The sequence below is a fragment of the Modestobacter sp. VKM Ac-2986 genome (genome assembly GCF_026967795.1).
Lineage (GTDB): Bacteria > Actinomycetota > Actinomycetes > Mycobacteriales > Geodermatophilaceae > Modestobacter.
Genome location: NZ_JAPVBH010000005.1, coordinates 364,641 through 383,790, shown reverse-complemented (window position 1 = coordinate 383,790; position 19,150 = coordinate 364,641). Strand labels below are relative to the sequence as shown.

Here is a 19,150-nt window from a genome sequence, read left to right as displayed (position 1 = left end):
AGGCCCCGCCAGGACGCCCCGCCCCGTACCCGTCAGGGGTGGGGGCGGGAGGTTCACCAGGGCCCGAAGACCCGCTCGGCGGTGGCGGTGAGGGTGTCGCAGAGCTGCTCCAGCCCGGTGCCGGTGACCTCGGCGAGCGCGCGCACGGTGTGCGGCACCAGCCGTGCGGCGTTGGGCCGGCCCCGCAGCGGCGCCGGGGTGAGGAACGGTGCGTCGGTCTCGACCAGCAGCTGGTCCAGCGGCGTCAGGGCGGCGGCCTCGCGCAGGTACCCGGCGTTGCCGAAGGTCAGCGTGCCGGCGAAGGACAGCACGTAGCCGCGGTCGATGCAGGCCCGGGCAAACCCCGCGTCCCCGGAGAAGCAGTGCAGCACGGTGTGCTCCGGCGCGCCCTCGTCCTCGAGCACGCGCAGCACCTCGTCGTGGGCGTCGCGGTCGTGGACCACCAGCGCGATCCCGTGCCGCTTGGCGATGTCGATGTGCGCCCGGAAGGACGCCTCCTGCGCGGCCCAGCCGTCCTCGCCGGTGCGGTACCGGTCCAGCCCGGTCTCCCCCACCGCCCGCACCCGGGGCAGCGCCGCCAGCCGGTCGATCTCGGCCAGCGCCTCGGGCGTGGCCGCACCGGCGCCGGCCTCGTTCGGGTGCAGCGCGACCGCGGCCAGCACCTCCGGACGCCGGGCGGCGAGCTCGGCCGACCAGCGGGACGACGCGGCGTCCACCCCGACCTGCACCAGCCGGGTCACCCCGACGGCGACCGCGGCCTCGACCGCCTCGTCGACCTCCGCGGGCGTGGGCTCGCGGTCCTCACCGCCCACGGCGATGTCGAAGTGCGTGTGGCTGTCGACCGCGGGTGCCGGCAGCGGCTCCGGCGACGGCGGCGGCTCGCCCCGCTTGTTCGCCCGCGACGACGCCGACCGGCTCACCGCTCGCCCCCGAGGGCGGGAGTGGCCATCGTCGCCCCTGTCCGAGCGCGGCCCAGAGGGGCCGTGTTCGGGGACATGGCCCCGCTGGGATCCCGGCGAGCGGTGTCGGCTGGTGGGCGGGTCACGCCTCGCCGTCCGTGGGACCGCCCTGGCCGCCCTCCTCCAGACGCCGGAGCTCCTCCTCCACGATCGAGGGGTCGAGCTTGGTGAACACCGGCGTCGGCGTGGCCAGCGGCGTGCCGGCCGGCGGCAGCGGCGTGGACGCCCACACGGCCTGGCTGGCGGCGTAGTCGCCGGTGATGATCGGGTACGGCGAGCCGTCGTCGAGGTCGGTCGTCTCCACGATCTGCGGGGCGGCCGACCACACGCCGGTCCCGCCGAGCAGCTCGTGCACCTTCTGCGACGAGTGCGGGAGGAACGGCGTCAGCAGCGTGTTGCAGTCCTTGATCGCCTGCAGCGCGGTGTGCAGCACGGTGTCCCGGCGGTCCGGGTCCTCCTTGAGCTTCCACGGCGCCTGGTCCGACAGGTACTTGTTGGCCTCGCCGACCACCCGCATCGCCTCGGCGGCCGCGGCCTTCTGCCGGTTGCGCCCTAGCAGCTCACCGATGACCGGGAAGGCGCCGGAGGTGGCGGCCAGCAGCGCGCGGTCGGCGTCGGTCAGCTCCCCCGGCGTCGGGATCGCGCCGACGTTCTTGGCGGCCATCGACACCGAGCGGTTGACCAGGTTGCCCCAGCCGGCGACCAGCTCGTCGTTGTTGCGGCGCAGGAACTCCGCCCAGGTGAAGTCGGTGTCCTGGCTCTCCGGGCCGGCCGCGGCGATGAAGTACCGCAGCGCGTCGGCGTCGTAGCGGGCCAGGAAGTCGCGCACGTAGATGACGACGTTGCGCGAGGAGGAGAACTTGCGCCCCTCCATGGTCAGGAACTCGCTGGACACCACCTCGGTGGGCAGGTTCAGCGCGCCGTAGGAGCCCGGCGTCCCGCCCTTGTCGCCACCGCCGTTGTAGCCCAGCAGCTGCGCCGGCCAGATCTCGGCGTGGAAGACGATGTTGTCCTTGCCCATGAAGTAGTAGGCGTCGGCGTCCGGCGTCTGCCACCACTGCCGCCAGGCCTCCGGGTCACCGGAGCGGCGGGCCCACTCGATCGAGGCCGACAGGTAGCCCACGACCGCGTCGAACCAGACGTAGATGCGCTTGTCGTCGCGGTCACGCCAGCCGTCGAGCGGGACGGGCACGCCCCAGTCGATGTCGCGGGTGTAGCTGCGCGGCTTGAGGTCCTCCAGCAGGTTGACGCTGAAGTTCAGGACGTTGGGCCGCCAGTTGCCGCGGGTGGCCAGCCAGTCCCCCAGCGCCCGGGCGAAGGCCGGCAGGTCGAGGAAGTAGTGCTCGCTCTCGACGAACTTCGGCGTCTCGCCGTTGATCCGGCTCACCGGGTTGATCAGGTCGGTGGGGTCGAGCTGGTTGCCGCAGTTGTCGCACTGGTCGCCGCGCGCGCCGTCGTAGCCGCAGATCGGGCAGGTGCCCTCGATGTAGCGGTCGGGCAGCGTGCGGCCGGTGGACGGGCTGATCGCGCCCAGCGTGGTCTTGGGGAAGACGTAGCCGTTCTTCAGCAGGCCCAGGAAGATCTCCTGGCTGACGTTGCGGTGGTTGACCGTCGTCGTCCGGGTGAAGAGGTCGTAGCTGAGCCCGAGGCTGGCCAGGTCGTCGACGATGATGCGGTTGTTGCGGTCGGCGATCTGCCGCGGGGTGACCCCCTCGGCATCGGCGGCGACCGTGATCGGCGTCCCGTGCTCGTCGGTGCCGCTGACCATCAGCACCTTGTCGCCGCTCATCCGGTGGAACCGGCTGAAGACGTCGGAGGGGACGCCGAAGCCGGAGACGTGTCCGATGTGCCGCGGGCCGTTGGCGTAGGGCCACGCGACGGCGGTGAGGATGTGCCGATCTGTCACGGCACGAGGGTAGTGAGGTCGGTCCACCCGGTTCGCAGGCGGCGGGCTCAGGGAGCGCCGGTGACCGCGGCCGTCGTCGGTGCCGGGCCGTCCGCGGGGGCGCCGAGCACGGCCACCCCGGCCAGGGCCAGACCGATGCAGACGACCGTGACGCCGCGCAGCACGCGGTGCTCGGGGGCGACCGGTGCCCGGCGCGGGGCGCGGGGGCGGCCGCCGGCGGCGACCCAGGCCAGTGCGGACGGCGCGCTGGCCAGCAGCAGCTTCCCGGTCGGGACGGCGAGGCCCAGCAGCGCGAGCGCGGGCACCGGCAGGCCGACGTCCCCGGCCACGGCGACGAGCCGCACGCCACCGGGACCGGTCAGCCCGTGGACGGCGAGGGCCAGGCACCCGCCGATCTCGGCGACCGCGACCCCGACGAGCAGCCGGCGGCCGGCGCCGTCGACGAGGACGGCGCCGGCACCGGCGGCGAGCACGACCCAGGCGGCGAGCAGGAGCAGCGCGGCGGCCACCACCGCCCCGGGCAGCCGGGTGACCCCGGTGAAGAGGCTGCCGAGCCCGGTGAGGCCGAAGGCCAGCAGGGCGAGGGACTCCACGACCGACAGGACACCGGCGGCGGCGACCGGCAGCGGGGTGCGCCGCCGGCGGGCAGGCCGGGTGGCGCGGACCGCCGGTGCGCCCTGCGGGGCTCCGGCGGGGACGCGGGAGGCGTCGAGGACGGCGCTGGGCACGGGGGATCTCCTGATCGGTGACGGGCTTCACCGATCAGGTCGGGCGTTCGGGCGCCCGGCAGCAGGGCCGGGGCCGGGGCCTCACCCTGCGGGGTGAGGCCCCGCGGTCACCGCTCCCCGCCGGCCTGCTGCCCGGCCGCCCGGCGCTCAGCGGCGCCGATCTTCGAGAAGCGCGAGTGCCGGCGGCCGTAGACGAAGTACATGCCCACACCGAGGAGCATCCAGATGCCGAAGCGGAGCCAGGTGTCCCCGGGGAGGTTGAGCATCAGGTACAGGCAGGCCAGTGCGGAGACGATCGGCAGCACCGGCACCAGCGGCACGCGGAAGGCCCGCCGCAGGTCCGGGCGGGTGCGGCGGAGCACGATCACGCCGACCGAGACGAGCACGAAGGCGAACAGCGTGCCGATGTTGACCAGGTTGGCCAGCAGGTTCAGCGAGACGAACCCAGCGAGCACCGCGACGACGGCCCCGGTCACCAGGGTGATCCGGTAGGGCGTGCCGTACTTCCGGTGGACGGCGCCCAGCGCCGGCGGCAGCAGGTGGTCGCGGCTCATCGCGAACAGCACCCGCGACTGGCCGAGCATCAGGATCATCACCACCGACGTCAGCCCGGCCAGCGCGCCGACCGAGATCGCCCCGGACAGGAACGGCAGCCCGACGCTGCGGAAGGCGTCGGCGAGCGGCGCCTCCGACGACAACTCCGAGTACCGCTGCATGCCGACCACGACCAGGGACACGGCCACGTAGAGGACGGTGCAGACGACCAGCGAGCCGATGATGCCGCGGGGCAGGTCGCGCTCCGGGTCCTTGGTCTCCTCGGCCGCGGTCGCCACGATGTCGAACCCGATGAAGGCGAAGAAGACGATGGCGGCGCCGGCGAGGATCCCACCCACCCCGAAGGTGCTGGGGGCGAAGCCGAACAACGTCTGGATGAGCGGGGCGGTCCACCCGCTGCCGGTCTCGCTCGGCTGGGCCGGCGGGACGAACGGCGAGTAGTTGGCGGCCTTGACGTAGAAGAGCCCGACCACGATGACCAGCAGGACGATGGCCACCTTGATCGCCACGATCACCGACGTCACCCGCGAGGAGAACTTGATGCCCAGGACCAGGACCCCGGTCATCACCGCGACGATGAAGATCGCCGGCAGGTTGACCGTGGCCTCCTCCCCCGCGATCGAGGTGGGCAACGGGATGCCCAGGTCGCCCAGCAACTGGTTGAGGTAGCCCGACCAGCCGACCGCCACCGTCGCCGCGCCCAAGGCCAACTCCAGCACCAGGTCCCAGCCGATGATCCAGGCCACGAGCTCGCCGAGGGTGGCGTAGGAGAACGTGTACGCAGAGCCCGCAACCGGCACGGTCGAGGCCAGCTCGGCGTAGCAGAGTGCCGCAAGCCCGCACACCAGGCCGGCGATGACGAAGGAAATGGCCACGGCCGGTCCGGTCGTCGTCTTCGCGACCTCGCCGGTGAGCACGAAGATGCCGGTGCCGATGATGACCCCGACACCGAAGACGGTGAGGTCCAGGCCCGACAGGTTCTTCTTGAGCTGGTGGTCGGGTTCCTCGGTGTCGCGGATGGACTCCTCGACGCTCTTGACCCGGGCCTTGTTGGTGGCCACGGAAGCCCCCTCTCGGGCAGGCGGCGCGACGTCCGCCGTCCTGCTGGTGATCAACTGTGCGGGGAGCGTCCCACGGCGGGGGGCATCCCGCAGACCTAGGCTCCCCCCGCCCCGCACGGTCGCCGACCGGGCGCACGACCAGACCAGGAGGTGCCCGTGACGAGCACGGACAGCACCCGCTCACGGTTGCCCCAGGTGCACCGCCGTCCGCGCCCGGTCGGCCCGCCGAGCCTGCCCCCGACCGAGCGGCAGGGCAGCGACTTCGTCATCGACTGCGCTATCTACGTCGAGGGGCAGCGCCAGGCACCGGTGGCCTACGACGAGGCGCTGCCGGCCGCGATCGCTGCGGGCGGCTTCGTGTGGCTGGGGCTCCACGAGCCGACCCAGGCCGAGCTGGAGGGGGTCGCCGACGTCTACGGGCTGCACCCGCTGGCCGTCGAGGACGCCGTCGAGGCCCACCAGCGCCCCAAGCTCGACAACTACGACGACAGCCTGTTCATGGTGCTCAAGACCACGCGGTACGTGGAGCACGACGCCCTCACCGCCACCAGCGAGGTCGTGAACACCGGCGAGGTGATGGTCTTCCTGGGCAGCCACTACGTGATCACCGTCCGGCACGGCGACCACGGCGGGCTCAAGGACCTGCGGCGGACCCTCGAGGGCCAGACCGAGCTGTTGCAGCTGGGGCCGTCGTCGGTGCTCTACGCCGTCACCGACCTGGTGGTCGACCACTTCGTCGAGGTGGCCGAGGCGGTCGAGGACGACGTCGAGGAGCTCGAGACGTCGGTGTTCAGCCCCGCGCGGACCGACGACACCCCGCGGATCTACCAGCTCAAGCGCGAGCTGATGCAGCTGCGCCGGGCCATCCAGCCGCTGGAACTGCCGCTGACCGCCCTGGCCGACCGGCCCAACGACCTGGTGCCCGACGCGATGCGGTCCTACTTCCGCGACGTCCAGGACCACACGCTGCGGGTCAGGGACCAGGTGCTGGGTCTGGACGAGCTGCTGTCGAACATCCTGCAGGCGGCGCTGGCCCGGATCTCGGTGGCGCAGAACGACGACATGCGCCGGATCTCCTCCTACGCCGGTCTGATCGCCGCCCCGACCCTGGTCGCCGGGGTCTACGGGATGAACTTCGACCACATGCCGGAGCTGCACTGGTCCTTCGGGTACCCGTTCGCACTGCTGCTGATGGCCGCCCTCTGCTACCTCCTCTACCGCGGCTTCAAGCGCAACGGCTGGCTGTAGCCCGGGTCCTACCGGGGCAGCGACAGCCGGAGCCAGACGACGTCCAGGCCGCCGGCACCCGGGTCGCGGCCGGTCTCGACGAAGCCCCGGGCGGCGTACCAGCGGGCGGCCCGGTCGTTGCCCGCGGTGTACTCGGTCAGCAGCGCCGCCGTGCCCGCCGGCAGCGCGGCGACCGCAGCGTCCAGCAGCGCCCGTCCCACTCCCCCGCCGTGCCGGTCGGGGAGCACGTAGAGGCGCCACATGGTCGGGACGCCGTCGTGCTCGCCGACCTCGACCACCCCGACCACCTCCCCGTCGTCCTCGGCGACCAGCAGCAGGAGCGCCTCGGCGAGCGCCCGCTCCAGGGCCGCCGGTGACCAGTACGCCGCGAGGTTGCGCTCCACGTACTCGCGACCCGCGAACGACAGGTAGGTGGCCGGCCAGGTCCGGGCGCCGACCTCGGCGATGCCCGGGAGGTCGGCCGCCCCGGCCGGCCGGATGCGCAGCGTCATGCCCGGATCCTGCCGCAGCCCGCCCCAGCCGGACCGCCGTCGTGCGCTCAGGGCTGTCTCCGGGCCGCTGAGACAGCCCTGCGCGCACGACGGCGGCCTGTGGACGACGGCAGCGCGACCGCTCCCCGGTCCGGCACCGTGGTCGGGTGCCCGTTCCGGCCGTCGTCCCCGACCAGCTCCGCCGCGGCCCCTTCCTCGGCACCGAGGCGATCTCCGCCGGCCTGACCACCCGCGCGCGGCTGCGCAGCAGCCCGTGGCGACGGATTTTTCCCGACGTCCACGTGCACGCCGACGTCGAGGTGACCCACCAGCTACGAGTGCGGGCAGCCGCACTGCGGCACCCCGACGCGGTGGTGAGCGGCCGCAGCGCCGCCGTCCTCTGGGGTGTGCCGATGGCCGGCCCGGACGACGACGTGGAGCTCACCTCCTCCCCCGGCGCGCACCCGGTGCGGACGGCGGGGATCCGCATGCGCCGTGTCGACCTCGAGGAACGTGAGGTGCTGCGGTACGACGGGCTGTGGGTGACCAGCCCGGCGGCCACCGCGGTCGAGCTCGCCGGCGGCCCGGACCTCGACGAGGCGGTGGTCGCGGTCGACCAGCTCGTGGTGCTGGGCGGCGCCGACCTGACCGTCGTACGCCGGTCGGCCGACGCGGCGCTCGGACCAGGCTGTCGCCGGGCGCGGACGGCGTGCGCGCTGGCCGACGGCCTGGCGCAGGCGCCGCAGGAGACCAGACTGCGGCTGCTGATGCGGCGGGGTGGCCTGCCGACCCCGGTGGACCAGCACCGCGTCGTCCACGGCGGCCGGTTCGTCGCCGACGTCGACTTCGGCTGGCCGGGACACCGGGTGGCCGTGGAGCACGACGGGCTCTGGCACGCCGAGCCCGGTCAGTTCGCCAAGGACCGGCAGCGGCTGAACCGGCTCACCGCCGCCGGCTGGCAGATCGTCTTCGTGACGGACGCCGACCTCCACCGCCCGGACCAGCTGGTCGCCCGTATCGCGGCGGCACTGAACCCCGTTGTGCGCTGAGGGCTGCCTCTTCACCCACGAGGGAGCCATGAGCGCACAACGGCGTGCGGGTCAGGGCTTCTTGGCGGCGAGGACGGCGTCGTAGACCTGACGGCGGGGCAGGCCGGTGCGGGTGACGACGGCGCGGATGGCCTCCTTGCGGTCGGCGCCGGCGGCCTCCTCGGCGGCGACCTCGCGGGCCAGCTCGGCCGGTGACAGCGCCTCGGGCCCGGCCACCGAGCCGCCGACGACCAGGGTGATCTCCCCGCGCACGCCCTCGGCGGCCCACTCGACCAGCTCGGCCAGCGACCCGCGGCGGACCTCCTCGTGGGTCTTGGTCAGCTCCCGGCACACCGCGGCGGGGCGCTCGGGCCCGAAGGCGCCCACCGCGTCGGCGAGGGCGTCGGCCAGCCGGTGCGGGGACTCGTAGAACACCATCGTGCGCGGCTCGCGGGCCAGCGCGGCCAGCGCCGACCGCCGCTCCCCGCCCTTGCGCGGCAGGAAGCCCTCGAAGCAGAACCGGTCGCAGGGCAGACCCGAGACGGCGAGCGCGGTGACCACGGCCGAGGGCCCGGGCACCGAGGTGACGTCGATGCCGGCGTCGATCGCGGCGCGCACCAGCGTGTAGCCGGGGTCGGAGACCGAGGGCATGCCGGCGTCGGTGATCAGCAGCACCGTGGCGCCGTCCTGCATCGCCGCGACCAGCCCGGGCAGCCGCGCCTGCTCGACCGACTCGTAGAAGCTGACCAGCCGGCCGGTGAAGGTGACCCCGAGGTCGGCGGCGAGCCGGTGCAGCCGGCGGGTGTCCTCGACGGCCAGCACCTCGGCGGTGGCCAGCACCTCGCGCAGCCGGGGGCCGACGTCGCCGGGTTGTCCGAGGGGCGCGCCGCCCAGCACGAGTCGTCCGGTCATGTCCCGAGCCTGTCACGGCGGGCGTCCCCGGCTCGCCCGCAGGGGCCGGGGACGGCCAGGTGCCCTGGTTACCCTCACCCCATGGCGGTGCTGTCCCCCGAGCGGTCCGAGGTGGCACCCGAGGACGCGGGTCCCCGCCGCTGGCCACCGCTCCCCCGGCCGCGCCGCGAGGTCGTGCCGCCGCTGCCCACCGACCGGGTGCTGGCCGCGGTGCTCACCACGGTGCTGGCCGTGGCCACGCTGGTCACCCGGCTGTGGGACATCCGGTACCCGGCCGAGCTGGTGTTCGACGAGGCGTACTACCCGCCCGAGGCCGCCGAGATGCTCGAGTACGGCTACGAGGCCAACCGCGGCTACACGTTCATCGTCCACCCGCCGCTGGGCAAGTGGCTGATCGCGATCGGCGAGCAGCTGTTCGGCGACAACTCCCTCGGCTGGCGGGTGCCCTCGGCGGTGGCGGGCACGATCGCCGTCGTCGTCCTGGTGCGGCTGGCCCGCCGGCTGACCGGCTCGACGCTGCTGGGGCTGGTCGCCGGCCTGCTGATGGCCCTCGACGGCTTCTCCTTCAGCCTGGGCCGGATCGGCCTGCTCGACGTCTTCCTCCAGCTCTTCGTCCTCAGCGCCGTGGCCTGCCTGGTCGTCGACCGGGACTCCGTGCGCCAGCGGGTGCGCGACGCCGCCGACCGGGTGGGCGCCAGCGGCTTCGCCCTCGGCCCACGCGGCTGGCGGCTGGCCGCCGGGCTGATGTTCGGCGCCGCCTGCTCGGTCAAGTGGAGCGGGGTCTACTTCCTCGCGTTCTTCGGCGTGCTGTCGCTGTTCTGGGACCGGGCGGCCTGGCGCGAGGCCGGGGTGCAGCGGCCGAGCCTGGTGGCGCTGCGCCGCGGGCTGCCCGGCGCCGCCTGGGCGCTGGGGGCGGTCCCGGTGCTGACCTACCTGGCCTCCTTCACCGGCTGGTTCCGCGGCGAGGGCGCGCAGGGCCGGCACTGGGCCGACCAGCACCCCGACACCGCGTACGGGTTCGTCCCGGGCGCGCTGCGCTCGCTGTGGCACATGCACGGCGAGTGGCTGCGCTTCCACAACGGGCTGTCCAGCCCGCACCCGTGGGAGTCCGGGCCGTGGTCGTGGGTCGTCGACGGCCGACCGATCCTGCTGTGGAACCCGCAGGGGCTCACCGACGCCGACGGCAACCCGGTGATCCGCTACATCCTGATGGTCGGGACGCCGACGCTGTGGTTCGCCTTCGTGCCGGCGGTGCTGTGGCTGCTCTGGCGGGTCGTGGCCCGCCGGGACCCCACCGCGCTGACCGTCGCGGTGGCCGTCGCCGCCGGCTGGCTGACCTGGTTCGTCAACCTCGACCGGACGATGTTCCTGTTCTACATGGCCCCGGCGCTGCCGTTCTTCGTGCTGGCCGTGGTGCTCGTGCTCGCCGACGTCCTCGGCCCGCGGGACGCCCCGGTGCTGCGCCGCCAGATCGGGCTGGCCGCGGTGTGCACCTACGTCGCGGTGGTCGCGATGACGTTCGTCTTCTTCTACCCGGTGCTCACCGGGCAGCCGCTCACCCACGGCGAGTGGCTGCAGCGGATGTGGTTCCCCTCCTGGTTCTGAGGGAGGACCCCCTCGCAGAGGCCGACGAGGGGGCCGGAGGTCAGACGACGGGGACCCGCTCCGAGCGCGGCACCGGCACCTGGGCCGCGGTGTACCGGGACACCACCGCGGTCACCGGACCCTCGGTGCCGGCGAGCCAGGCCTGGTCGCGCCCGCCGTCCTTGGCCGAGTACAGCGCCGCGTCGGCCGCGGTGAGCAGTGCGGTGCCGGTGTCCCCGGCGGTGGCACGGGAGGCGATGCCGAGGCTGGCGGTCACGGCGCGCGGCCCGTCGATCTCCCGCAGCGAGGCGCGCACCCGGTCGGCCACCTCGACGGCGTCGTCCACGCTGGCGCCGGGCAGCACCAGGGCGAACTCCTCGCCGCCGTAGCGGGCGACGACGTCACCGCGGCGGACGCAGGAGCGCAGCGCGGCACCCACCGCGCGCAGCACGTCGTCGCCGGCCTGGTGGCCGAAGGTGTCGTTGAGCGACTTGAAGTGGTCCAGGTCGATGATCACCACGGCCAGCGCCGCGTCGGCCCGGACGGCGTCGGTGACCTCCCGCTCCAGCGCGGTGTCGAAGGCCCGGCGGTTGGCGACCCCGGTGAGCCCGTCGGTGAGCGCGCTCTGCTGCAGGTGCTCCAGCAGCGCGACGCGGGCGAAGGCGGTGGCGGCGTGGGCGACCGCCTGCTCGGCCACACCCACCCGGCGCTGCTCGATGCGCGAGCCGCTGCGGGCGTCGTCGGCGAAGCTCAGCGTCCCCGACCCCTGCCCCTCGAGCGCGAACGGGACGACGACGACCCGTCCGGCGCCCTCGAGCACCTCCTCGACCCACGGGTCGGGGGCGGTCATGGTGGCCAGCACCGTGCTGCCCCGCTCCTGGGCGAGGTGCAGCAGGGTGCCCGGCTGCGGCGTCCCGCTCAGCCGCAGGTTCTCCGCGGCGCGGTCGGCGTGCATGCGGACGGCGAGGTCGACCGAGGGCCGGCCACCCCCGTCGGGCAGGTGGTACTGCACCGCGGCGATCGAGGCGTCGGCGGCGTCGACGGCGAAGTCGAGCAGCGCCTCGGCCACCTTGGCGCCGCTGTCGGCCTCGTGGAGGGCGGCCGACAGCCGGCGCAGCGCCGCCTCGTCGTACCGGCGGCGGCGCAGCTCGCGCTCGTTGACCGCCCCCAGGCCGGCGGTGGTCACCGCGGTCACCCAGACCACGACCAGGAAGACGCTGTAGCCGATCGTGTCGAACCCGGCGATGCCCGGCTGCGCCGGGAGCAGCCCGGTGGCCACCGCCTCCAGCACGCACATCACGACCAGGGAGTGCCACAGGGCGATCCGCAGCCCGCTGCGGAACGAGCCGAGCAGCGACACCGCCAGCACGTGCAGGACGACGACGTACACGACCGGCCCGTCGAGCCCGCCGGCGAGGTACATGGCCAGTCCCAGGTGGACGGCGTCGAGCAGGGCCGGGACGGTCAGGGCCACGATCGCCCAGCGCCGGCCGAAGGAGGACAGCTGGGACAGCACCAGCCCGGTGGTCAGCACCACCACGCCCGACACCGCCGGCACCCACACCGAGCCGACGGTGGCCGGCGTGCCCGACCGGGTCAGGAGCCAGGCCAGCAGCGGCAGCGTGAGCACACCGATCCGGACGGCGAGCATCCAGCGGAGCCGGTCGGCCAGCGGCAGGATGTCCAGCGAGCCGCGCGAGGAGCTGGGCGTCTGCGTCATGACGGTGCCCTCCGCGGGCTCTCTGGGAAGTCGGGGAAGCTGCTGAGGTCGTGCCGGACCGGCGCCAGGGCGAGCTTGGGGTCCCGGCGGTCCAGCCGGCCCTGCAGGAACACGAAGCCGATCACGACCGCCACCAGGGCGAGCGGGAACTGGCCGTCGTCGGCCACGGCCAACGCGACCTCGCCCACGGCGGCGGCCACCTCGACCAGCGAGGACGGCGTGGTGTCGATCGGGGGCGCGAGCAGGACGTCGCCGGAGGTCCCGCCGCGTCGGGGCAGGCTGCCGCCCCCGAAGGGCCCGGAGCCGGTGACCGGTACGGCCGCCCCGGGGCTCGGGGCGGGCTCGGCGGACGGGACCGGCTGCACGGCAGGCGCCGGTGCCGACCCGGAGGCGCGGGCCGGGGCCGACGTGCGCACCGGGACCGGGACCCGGCCGGTCGCCGGTGCCGCGGTGGGTGCCGCGGAGGGCACCGGGACCGGTGTCGCCGAGGGCATCGGGGCCGGCGCCGGGGCCGGTGCCGGCACGGGGGCGGGCACCGGCTCGGCGACGACCACCGGCACGGGGGTCGGGGTCACGTCGAGGGACCAGACGAACGACGCCCGCGCCGTCCGGCCCTGGGCCCGCGGGTCGTCGAGCACGCCGACGGAGAAGCGGAACACCGCCTGCTGCTCGCGGCCGGGCCGCCACCCGGTGGGGACGTCGGTGGCCGGTGTGCCCGGGAGCTGCGCCAGCGTGCCGGTCCACACCTGCTGACCGGTGAACGTCTCGCACCGCGTGGGGTCGGCGAGGGCGCCGCGCTCGACGGTCAGGGACAGGTAGGGGGCGAGGTCGGCCTGGGACACCTCGGCGCTGAGCCCGACGCCGCTGAAGGACTGTGCCGCCCCGGTCACCTCGAGGGCGACGCAGCGCTGCTCCACCTGCCCGGGCACCAGCCCGGTGGAGGTGAACAGGGCCCCGCCGGCACGGTCGTCGACCAGCCGCACGGACGTCGAGTTCTCGGCGGCGGGCAGGAGCTCCGCGGGCACCAGGCCCACCGACGCCTGGGCGAGCAGGGCCGCGGCGGCCACCCAGCCGGCGGCCAGGGCAGCACGGCGAGGACGCCGTCCACCTGCCCGGGCTGCTCGGGACACCGTGCTCTCCTCTCGGTGCGGTACCCGTCCGCAGGGTGCGGCGGGCGGTGGCGACTGCACCGCCACGTCCTCGTCTTCGGCCGGGAGGCGCACATGTTGAGTTGCGCCCGACATGTGGTCCATCAACCGGCCGGCACCGGCCACGGGCCGGTCCGGTGGCGCCCGGGGCGGGCAGGCTCTGGACCGGTGCCGTGCCGGCGGGTGGCCCAGACCGTCACCCCGGCGAGCAGCGCGGTGGCGAGGACCGCGGCGCCCCGGTCCCCCGTGCGCCACCAGTACGCCGGCAGCCCGACGTGGGGCACCCGCAGGTGCGCCCGGCCGACCACCTCGGCCGCCGGGACCGGGCTGGGGTCGTCGCCCTGGTTGGCGTCTCCCCGGGTCACCAGGTCGCCACGGGCGTCGAAGGCGACGAGCCGGTGCAGCAGCGTGCGGCCGGGGTCCGCGGGGTCGCGGAACAGCAGCACCTGGCCCGGCTCCAGCTCCTGCGGGGTGACCGGGGCGGTCAGCACGACGTCACCCGGGGCGATCCGGGGCTGCATGGAGCCGGAGACGACGACGTCCGCCCGGAGGCCGAACGCCTGGGGCACCAGGCACAGCACCAGCAGCCCGGCCAGCGCGACCAGGGCGGCCAGGACGACGGCGCGGGCCAGCGCCGAGGCCCACGACCCGACGGCCGCGGCCACCGGCTCGGCCGTGGGACGGTGCCGGCCGTGACGACCCGCCCGGCGGGGGGTCCGTGCCGCGGTCACGTGCTGTGCGCTTCCCAGGTGAACGTCGCGCGGGACTGCGCACGCTGGGCGGCGTCGTCGTCGGCCACCTCGTAGGTGATCCGGAAGGTGAGGTGGGTGCCCGGCGCGATCGTCGGGGCCACGGGCAGGCCGGTGGCGAAGTCGTGGTGCCTGCTCTTGAGGTCGGCCAGGGTGCGCTCGGGGTCGGCGGCCACCGTGTCGGCCCGGGCGCTGTTCCAGACCAGGGTCCGCGGGGTGAAGCCGCTGCTGCAGTCAGGGGCCACCGCGGCACCGGCGGCCACGTCGGCTCCCCGCTCGACGCTCATCACCAGGTAGGGGTCCAGGGTCGAGGGGGCTGCCGTCGGCGTGCTCACGTGCACCCGGACCTCGGCCGCGACGTCGCCGGTGTAGTCGACCCGGATGCACCGGGACCGGCTGGACCCGGGCCGGAGGTCCCCGTCGGCCGGGCCGGCGAACAGCGCCCCGCCCGTGCCGCCGGTGCCGAGCACGACGCGGCCGCTCTGCCAGGAGTTGTCGGCGTTCCGGTCGGTGACCGAGAAGGCGGCGTGGGTCGACTGCCAGGCCAGCGTGCCGCTGAGCACCAGCCCCACGGGGACGGCCGCGGCCAGCAGGGTGCGACGCGCCCGCGGGGTGGACCGGTGCACGCTCGCTCCTCGGACCCGGGGGTGCAGCCGTCTGCACCCGTTGGGGCCGACATCGGCACCGGCGCACGCCACCTGTGCGGCGGCGACGGTGCCCTCACCCGCCCGGGGGAGGACCCGGGCCACAGGTGCACGGACCCGGGAACGCGTCAGGCCGGGTCCGTGAGGACCCGGCCTGACCAGGGTGGAGCTGAGGGGAATTGAACCCCTGACCCCCTCGATGCGAACGAGGTGCGCTACCGGACTGCGCCACAGCCCCTTGCGTCGGAGAGCTTACCGTCCGACTCCGTCGCCCCCGTCACGGGGGCGGCGCGGCCCCCTCGCAGGGACCCGCCGCGAGCTTGCTCGTGGCGGGGGCGAGGGGGTCCTCCCTCAGCCGTTGACGACCCGTCGCGGGGCGTAGGTGTCGATCTCGGCGAAGCCGATGTCGTCGTCGTCCAGCCCGACGACGGCGCTGTGCTGCCACCCGGCCGGGGCCGGGGTGCGGGCCGCGACGACCCGGCCCGGACGCAGCGGGTGCACGGGGGCCAGCGGCAGGCTCGGGTGGACCGGGCCGGTCTCGGTGACCACGACCGGGGCGGCCGCCGGGGCCGACCGCGGGGCGGGCGCCGGGGAGGCGGCGCGGCGCGGGGCCGGGGCGCGCATCGGCGGACGCTGCGCGAGGCGGGCGGCGCGGCGGGCGGCGGCCCGGTGCTCCCGCTTGGCCGCGGCGCGCAGCACCACGAGGTAACCGACGACCGCGAGGTCGAGCAGGACCTGCGGCGCCCACATCCAGGACCGGTAGGCCAGCGCGCCGACCAGGGCGAGCACGGCGAGGGCGACCAGGCCGGCCAGCGTGCGCCGGCGCACCGCGTGCACGTCGACCTTGAGCTCGCCGCTGCTGCGCAACTGCGCGCGGTCGATGTCCACCCGCTCCGTCTCCGCATGGACCACCGGGTCCACGGGACGACGACGCTGCAGGGTCCGTCCCGAGTCGGCGGCACCCGTGCCGGCGTGGGAGTCACCGCGGGTGACCACCATCGGCACGAGGACCACGAACCACAGCACGACGAGAGCGGCCAGCAGAACGCCCGAACCCATCACGAACACCTCGATCCATCCCTGGCACACCGGAAGGACCCCATCCCTGGGGCACCACGAGTCACATCAGTCACTCGGGAGTCACGGTAAGGGCGGCGACTGCCGATGTCGGGGACGCGCCCGGTGTGTCGGCGTGGTCCGCACGACGATCCGGCGTGCCGCCGTCCAGATCCGGTCTCGACCCGGTAACGGGTGGTCAGGGAGCGGGCACACTGCGCACTCGGGCGGCCTCAGGACGGGACGCGGGCCCGCCACCGGGCCAGGACGCCGCCGGGCACGTCACCGGCGAGCAGGGCGTAGCCCAGGTGGTCCCGCCACGCGCCGTCGATGTCCAGGTAGTCGCGGAACAGCGCCTCCTGACGAAAGCCCAGCCGCTCGACCAGCCGCCGGCTCGGCCCGTTCTCGGGGCGGATGTCGGCCTGCAGCCGGTGCAGCCCGGCCGGGCCGAACGCGTGGTCGCAGACCAGCGCCACGGCCAGCGAGGCCACGCCCCGCCCGGCGACCGCGGAGTCCACCCAGTAGCCCAGGTGCCCCGACCGCAGCGCGCCGCGCACGATGTTGTCCACCGTCACCTGCCCGACCAGCCGGCCATCGTGCCGGACGGCGAAGGGCAGCGTGGTGCCCGCCCGGGCGCGGGCGGACGTCGCCCGGCGCATGCCGCGGTAGACCGCCGGGGTGTGGCGCTCCGCCCAGGGCACGGCGCCCGAGGGCTCCCAGGGGGTCAGCCACGCCTCGTTGGCCGTGCGCAGCCGGGACCACTCCCGAGCGTCGGAGCGCTCCAGCGGCCGCAGCTCGACCGGCCCCCAGGCCAGCCGGGCCGGCCAGCCGGGGTGCAGTGCGGGGTCCAGCTCAGCCGCCGAGCAGCATGGGCATGACGGTGACCAGCCCGCCGGCCGCGACCTCGGTGACGTCCTCGTCCACCACGATCAGGCAGTTGGCGCGCGCCATCCGAGCCAGCATCGCCTGGTCGCCGTCGCCGATCGGCTCGACCACGTAGCCACCGTCGGGGTGCCGCATGACCTGCCCGTGCAGGTACTGCCGGTAACCCAGCGGGGAGAGCAGCTGCTCGGCCGAGACCGCCTGGACCGTGCGCCGGAAGAGCTGGCGCTTGCCCAGCATCAGCCGGATGGCGGGACGGACGAAGACCTCGAAGGCGACCAGTGCCGCGACCGGCTCGCCGGGCACGCAGATCACCGGCACCCCCTCGGGGCCGAGCCGGCCGAAGGCGTGCACGGGACCGGGGTGCATGGCGACCTGGGTGAAGGCCAGCCCACCGAGCTCGGCGAGGGCCTCCTGCAGCAGGTCCGGGCCGCCGTTGGCGAAGGTGCCGGCGATGAGGACGACGTCGCTGCGCAGCATCTGGCCCTCGAGCAGCTCCACCATGCGGCGGCGGTCGTTGGGCATGATGCCGGCGCGGTAGGCCTCGGCCCCGGCGTCCCGGGCGGCGGCGGCCAGCGCGTAGCTGTTGACGTCGACCTGCTGGCCGGGGCCGGCGATCCGCCCGACGTCGACCAGCTCGTCACCGGCGCACAGCACGGCGATCCGCGGCCGCGGGCGCACGGCGACCCGCTCGCGGCCGACGGCGGCGAGCAGGCTGATCTGGGCCGGGCCGATCGGGGTGCCGACCTGCACGGCGACGTCCCCGGGGGCGACGTCGTCACCGATCCGGCGCACGTAGCTGCCCGGGGCCAGCGCGGCGTAGACGGCCACCCGGGCCAGGCCCTGGTCGGTCCACGCGGCGGGCACCACGACGTCGGCGCCGGCGGGCATCATCGCGCCGACGGCGACCTTCCACGCCAGGCCCGGGCCGATCGCGGTGGCGTCGCCGGAGCCGGCAGCGCTCTCCCCCACGACGTGCAGGGCGACCGGGGTCTCCACCGTGGCGGTCGCGACGTCGGCCGAGCGCACGGCGTACCCGTCGAGCCCGGCCTGGTCGAAGGAGGGCAGGGCGCGCTCGCTGGTGACCAGCTCGGCGCAGAGCAGGCCCTGGGCGTCCAGGACCGCCAGCTCGATCGGCTCGGGGGTGGGCACCGCACCGAGGATCTCGTCCAGGTGGTGCTCGACGGTGCGCAGCCGGACGCCGGAGACGTCGACCGAGCCGGTGTCGGCCAGCGGGTCCGGCGAGCGGTCACCGGTGGCGATCGCCGGGGAGGGCACCCGGTCGGAGGCGAACACCGACCGGTCGACCTGCACGGTGTCGTGGCTGACCGTGGGCGCCGGGCCGGAGACCTGGTGCACCTCGCGCGGCTGGGGGACGAGGCCGCCCTGCTCCAGGTCCAGCTGGGTCGTGTCCCGGCTGGACCTGGAGAACCACCCACGTGTCGTGTCGTCGGTCATGCCCGCCACCGTCGTCGCTCCCTCCGCGGCCAGAGATCGGCCAGGACCCGCCGCTCGACGGACCTCTCAGGGAGCGATGGTGCCTCCTGACCCGCCTCGTCAGGCCGGCGACGCGCCCTCGGTGGGCAGGTCTGTGACGAAAGACCGCAGCCACGGCCCGAAGTCCGGACCCAGGTCCTCGCGCTCGACGGCGAGTTGGACGACGGCCTTGAGGTAGTCGAGCTTGTCGCCGGTGTCGTAACGGCGGCCGGAGAAGACCACGCCGTGCACCGGGACGCCGTCCTCGACCAGCTTCAGCAGCGCGTCGGTCAGCTGGATCTCGCCACCGCGGCCGGGCGGGGTCGCGCGGATGGCGTCGAAGACCTCGGCGGGCAGCACGTAGCGGCCGATGATCGCCAGCGAGCTGGGCGCCTCGCCCGCCGGGGGCTTCTCGACCATGCCGGTCACCCGGAAGACCTGGTCACCGTCACCGGCGACCTGGACGTCCTCCACGGCGACCGCGCCGTACTTGGAGATGTTCTCCGCGCCGACGTCGAGCAGCGCGATGACCGCGCCGCCGTGCTCGGCCTGGACGGCGAGCATCTGCTCCAGCAGCAGGTCGCGGGCGTCGATGATGTCGTCGCCCAGCAGCACCGCGAAGGCCTCGTCGCCGACGAACGCGGCGGCCTGCAGGACGGCGTGACCCAGGCCCTTGGCCTCGCCCTGGCGGACGAAGAAGACCTGGGCGACGTCGGTGGACTCGTTGACGGCGTCGATGCGCGCCTGGTCGCCCTTCTTCTCCAGCGCCGCCTCGAGCTCGGGCGTGCGGTCGAAGAAGTCCTCGATGGCGCCCTTGTTGCGCCCGGTGACCATGAGCACCTCGGACAGGCCGGCGCGGGCGGCCTCCTCGACGATGTACTGCAGGGCGGGGCGGTCGACGACGGGCAGCAGCTCCTTGGGCACCGCCTTGGTGGCGGGCAGGAAGCGGGTGCCCATCCCGGCGACCGGGATGACGGCCTTGACGGTCGGACGCGGCTCGGAAGGGCTCGACATGCGGCGAGGG

Annotated in this window: 17 protein-coding genes and 1 tRNA gene; 3 read left to right on the top strand and 15 right to left on the bottom strand. The window is 74.8% G+C overall.

The window, feature by feature from the left end:
* Nucleotides 1-53: 53 nt before the first annotated feature.
* The 4 genes from O2W14_RS15285 to O2W14_RS15270 all read right to left on the bottom strand — a co-directional run bounded on the left by O2W14_RS15285 (nt 54) and on the right by O2W14_RS15270 (nt 5,209).
* Nucleotides 54-920 (bottom strand): TatD family hydrolase, encoded by an 867-nt coding sequence (locus tag O2W14_RS15285; RefSeq protein WP_269176960.1) that lies wholly within the window; start codon nt 918-920, stop codon nt 54-56.
* A 121-nt stretch (nt 921-1,041) separates the two neighbouring features.
* Nucleotides 1,042-2,865: a methionine--tRNA ligase gene (gene metG / locus O2W14_RS15280; RefSeq protein WP_269176959.1), complete on the bottom strand. Its 1,824-nt coding sequence runs from the start codon at nt 2,863-2,865 to the stop codon at nt 1,042-1,044.
* 47 nt (nt 2,866-2,912) lie between these two features.
* Nucleotides 2,913-3,593: a hypothetical protein gene (locus O2W14_RS15275; protein ID WP_269176958.1), complete on the bottom strand. Its 681-nt coding sequence runs from the start codon at nt 3,591-3,593 to the stop codon at nt 2,913-2,915.
* 107 nt (nt 3,594-3,700) lie between these two features.
* Nucleotides 3,701-5,209 (bottom strand): amino acid permease, encoded by a 1,509-nt coding sequence (locus O2W14_RS15270; protein ID WP_269176957.1) that lies wholly within the window; start codon nt 5,207-5,209, stop codon nt 3,701-3,703.
* Between the two features lie 156 nt (nt 5,210-5,365).
* On the opposite strand from O2W14_RS15270, the gene corA reads away from it, so the two are divergent.
* Entirely contained in the window at nt 5,366-6,457 is a 1,092-nt protein-coding gene (gene corA, locus O2W14_RS15265) for a magnesium/cobalt transporter CorA (RefSeq protein WP_269176956.1), read from the top strand.
* 8 nt (nt 6,458-6,465) lie between these two features.
* Here corA and O2W14_RS15260 read toward each other — a convergent pair whose 3' ends face one another.
* A complete protein-coding gene (locus O2W14_RS15260) occupies nt 6,466-6,948 on the bottom strand; it encodes a GNAT family N-acetyltransferase (protein ID WP_269176955.1) in 483 nt (160 codons plus the stop codon).
* A gap of 146 nt (nt 6,949-7,094) precedes the next feature.
* On the opposite strand from O2W14_RS15260, the gene O2W14_RS15255 reads away from it, so the two are divergent.
* Nucleotides 7,095-7,976: a DUF559 domain-containing protein gene (locus O2W14_RS15255; protein WP_269176954.1), complete on the top strand. Its 882-nt coding sequence runs from the start codon at nt 7,095-7,097 to the stop codon at nt 7,974-7,976.
* 51 nt (nt 7,977-8,027) lie between these two features.
* Here the strand turns inward: O2W14_RS15255 and rsmI are convergent, their stop codons facing one another.
* Nucleotides 8,028-8,867 (bottom strand): 16S rRNA (cytidine(1402)-2'-O)-methyltransferase, encoded by an 840-nt coding sequence (gene rsmI, locus O2W14_RS15250; protein WP_269176953.1) that lies wholly within the window; start codon nt 8,865-8,867, stop codon nt 8,028-8,030.
* An 81-nt stretch (nt 8,868-8,948) separates the two neighbouring features.
* On the opposite strand from rsmI, the gene O2W14_RS15245 reads away from it, so the two are divergent.
* Entirely contained in the window at nt 8,949-10,472 is a 1,524-nt protein-coding gene (locus O2W14_RS15245) for a dolichyl-phosphate-mannose--protein mannosyltransferase (protein ID WP_269176952.1), read from the top strand.
* 40 nt (nt 10,473-10,512) lie between these two features.
* Here the strand turns inward: O2W14_RS15245 and O2W14_RS15240 are convergent, their stop codons facing one another.
* The 9 genes from O2W14_RS15240 to O2W14_RS15200 form a co-directional block, all read right to left on the bottom strand.
* Nucleotides 10,513-12,171 (bottom strand): GGDEF domain-containing protein, encoded by a 1,659-nt coding sequence (locus O2W14_RS15240; protein WP_269176951.1) that lies wholly within the window; start codon nt 12,169-12,171, stop codon nt 10,513-10,515.
* A complete protein-coding gene (locus tag O2W14_RS15235; RefSeq protein ID WP_269176950.1) occupies nt 12,168-13,301 on the bottom strand; it encodes a hypothetical protein in 1,134 nt (377 codons plus the stop codon). The genes O2W14_RS15240 and O2W14_RS15235 overlap by 4 nt, the downstream gene beginning before the upstream one ends.
* 122 nt (nt 13,302-13,423) lie before the next feature.
* Nucleotides 13,424-13,984 (bottom strand): signal peptidase I, encoded by a 561-nt coding sequence (locus O2W14_RS15230; RefSeq protein ID WP_269176949.1) that lies wholly within the window; start codon nt 13,982-13,984, stop codon nt 13,424-13,426.
* Between the two features lie 62 nt (nt 13,985-14,046).
* A complete protein-coding gene (locus O2W14_RS15225; RefSeq protein ID WP_269176948.1) occupies nt 14,047-14,694 on the bottom strand; it encodes a hypothetical protein in 648 nt (215 codons plus the stop codon).
* A gap of 182 nt (nt 14,695-14,876) precedes the next feature.
* Nucleotides 14,877-14,950: transfer RNA gene (locus O2W14_RS15220), tRNA-Ala, on the bottom strand.
* Between the two features lie 113 nt (nt 14,951-15,063).
* Nucleotides 15,064-15,771, bottom strand: coding sequence for a divisome protein SepX/GlpR (gene sepX, locus O2W14_RS15215; protein WP_269176947.1), 708 nt, complete (start codon nt 15,769-15,771; stop codon nt 15,064-15,066).
* Between the two features lie 230 nt (nt 15,772-16,001).
* Entirely contained in the window at nt 16,002-16,553 is a 552-nt protein-coding gene (locus tag O2W14_RS15210; RefSeq protein ID WP_269176985.1) for a GNAT family N-acetyltransferase, read from the bottom strand.
* Nucleotides 16,554-16,620: 67 nt separating this feature from the next.
* A complete protein-coding gene (gene glp / locus O2W14_RS15205) occupies nt 16,621-18,108 on the bottom strand; it encodes a molybdotransferase-like divisome protein Glp (RefSeq protein WP_269176946.1) in 1,488 nt (495 codons plus the stop codon).
* Nucleotides 18,109-18,207: 99 nt separating this feature from the next.
* Nucleotides 18,208-19,140 (bottom strand): UTP--glucose-1-phosphate uridylyltransferase, encoded by a 933-nt coding sequence (locus O2W14_RS15200; protein ID WP_269176945.1) that lies wholly within the window; start codon nt 19,138-19,140, stop codon nt 18,208-18,210.
* Between the last annotated feature and the right edge of the window lie 10 nt (nt 19,141-19,150).

What these genes read in the sequence shown, in the direction of transcription:
- O2W14_RS15260 (WP_269176955.1), bottom strand. Translation starts at nt 6,948, where the DNA reads ATGACGCTGCGCATCCGGCCGGCCGGGGCGGCCGACCTCCCGGGCATC.
- rsmI (WP_269176953.1), bottom strand. Translation starts at nt 8,867, where the DNA reads ATGACCGGACGACTCGTGCTGGGCGGCGCGCCCCTCGGACAACCCGGC.
- O2W14_RS15245 (WP_269176952.1), top strand. Translation starts at nt 8,949, where the DNA reads ATGGCGGTGCTGTCCCCCGAGCGGTCCGAGGTGGCACCCGAGGACGCG.
- O2W14_RS15240 (WP_269176951.1), bottom strand. Translation starts at nt 12,171, where the DNA reads ATGACGCAGACGCCCAGCTCCTCGCGCGGCTCGCTGGACATCCTGCCG.
- sepX (WP_269176947.1), bottom strand. Translation starts at nt 15,771, where the DNA reads ATGGGTTCGGGCGTTCTGCTGGCCGCTCTCGTCGTGCTGTGGTTCGTG.
- glp (WP_269176946.1), bottom strand. Translation starts at nt 18,108, where the DNA reads ATGACCGACGACACGACACGTGGGTGGTTCTCCAGGTCCAGCCGGGAC.
- O2W14_RS15200 (WP_269176945.1), bottom strand. Translation starts at nt 19,140, where the DNA reads ATGTCGAGCCCTTCCGAGCCGCGTCCGACCGTCAAGGCCGTCATCCCG.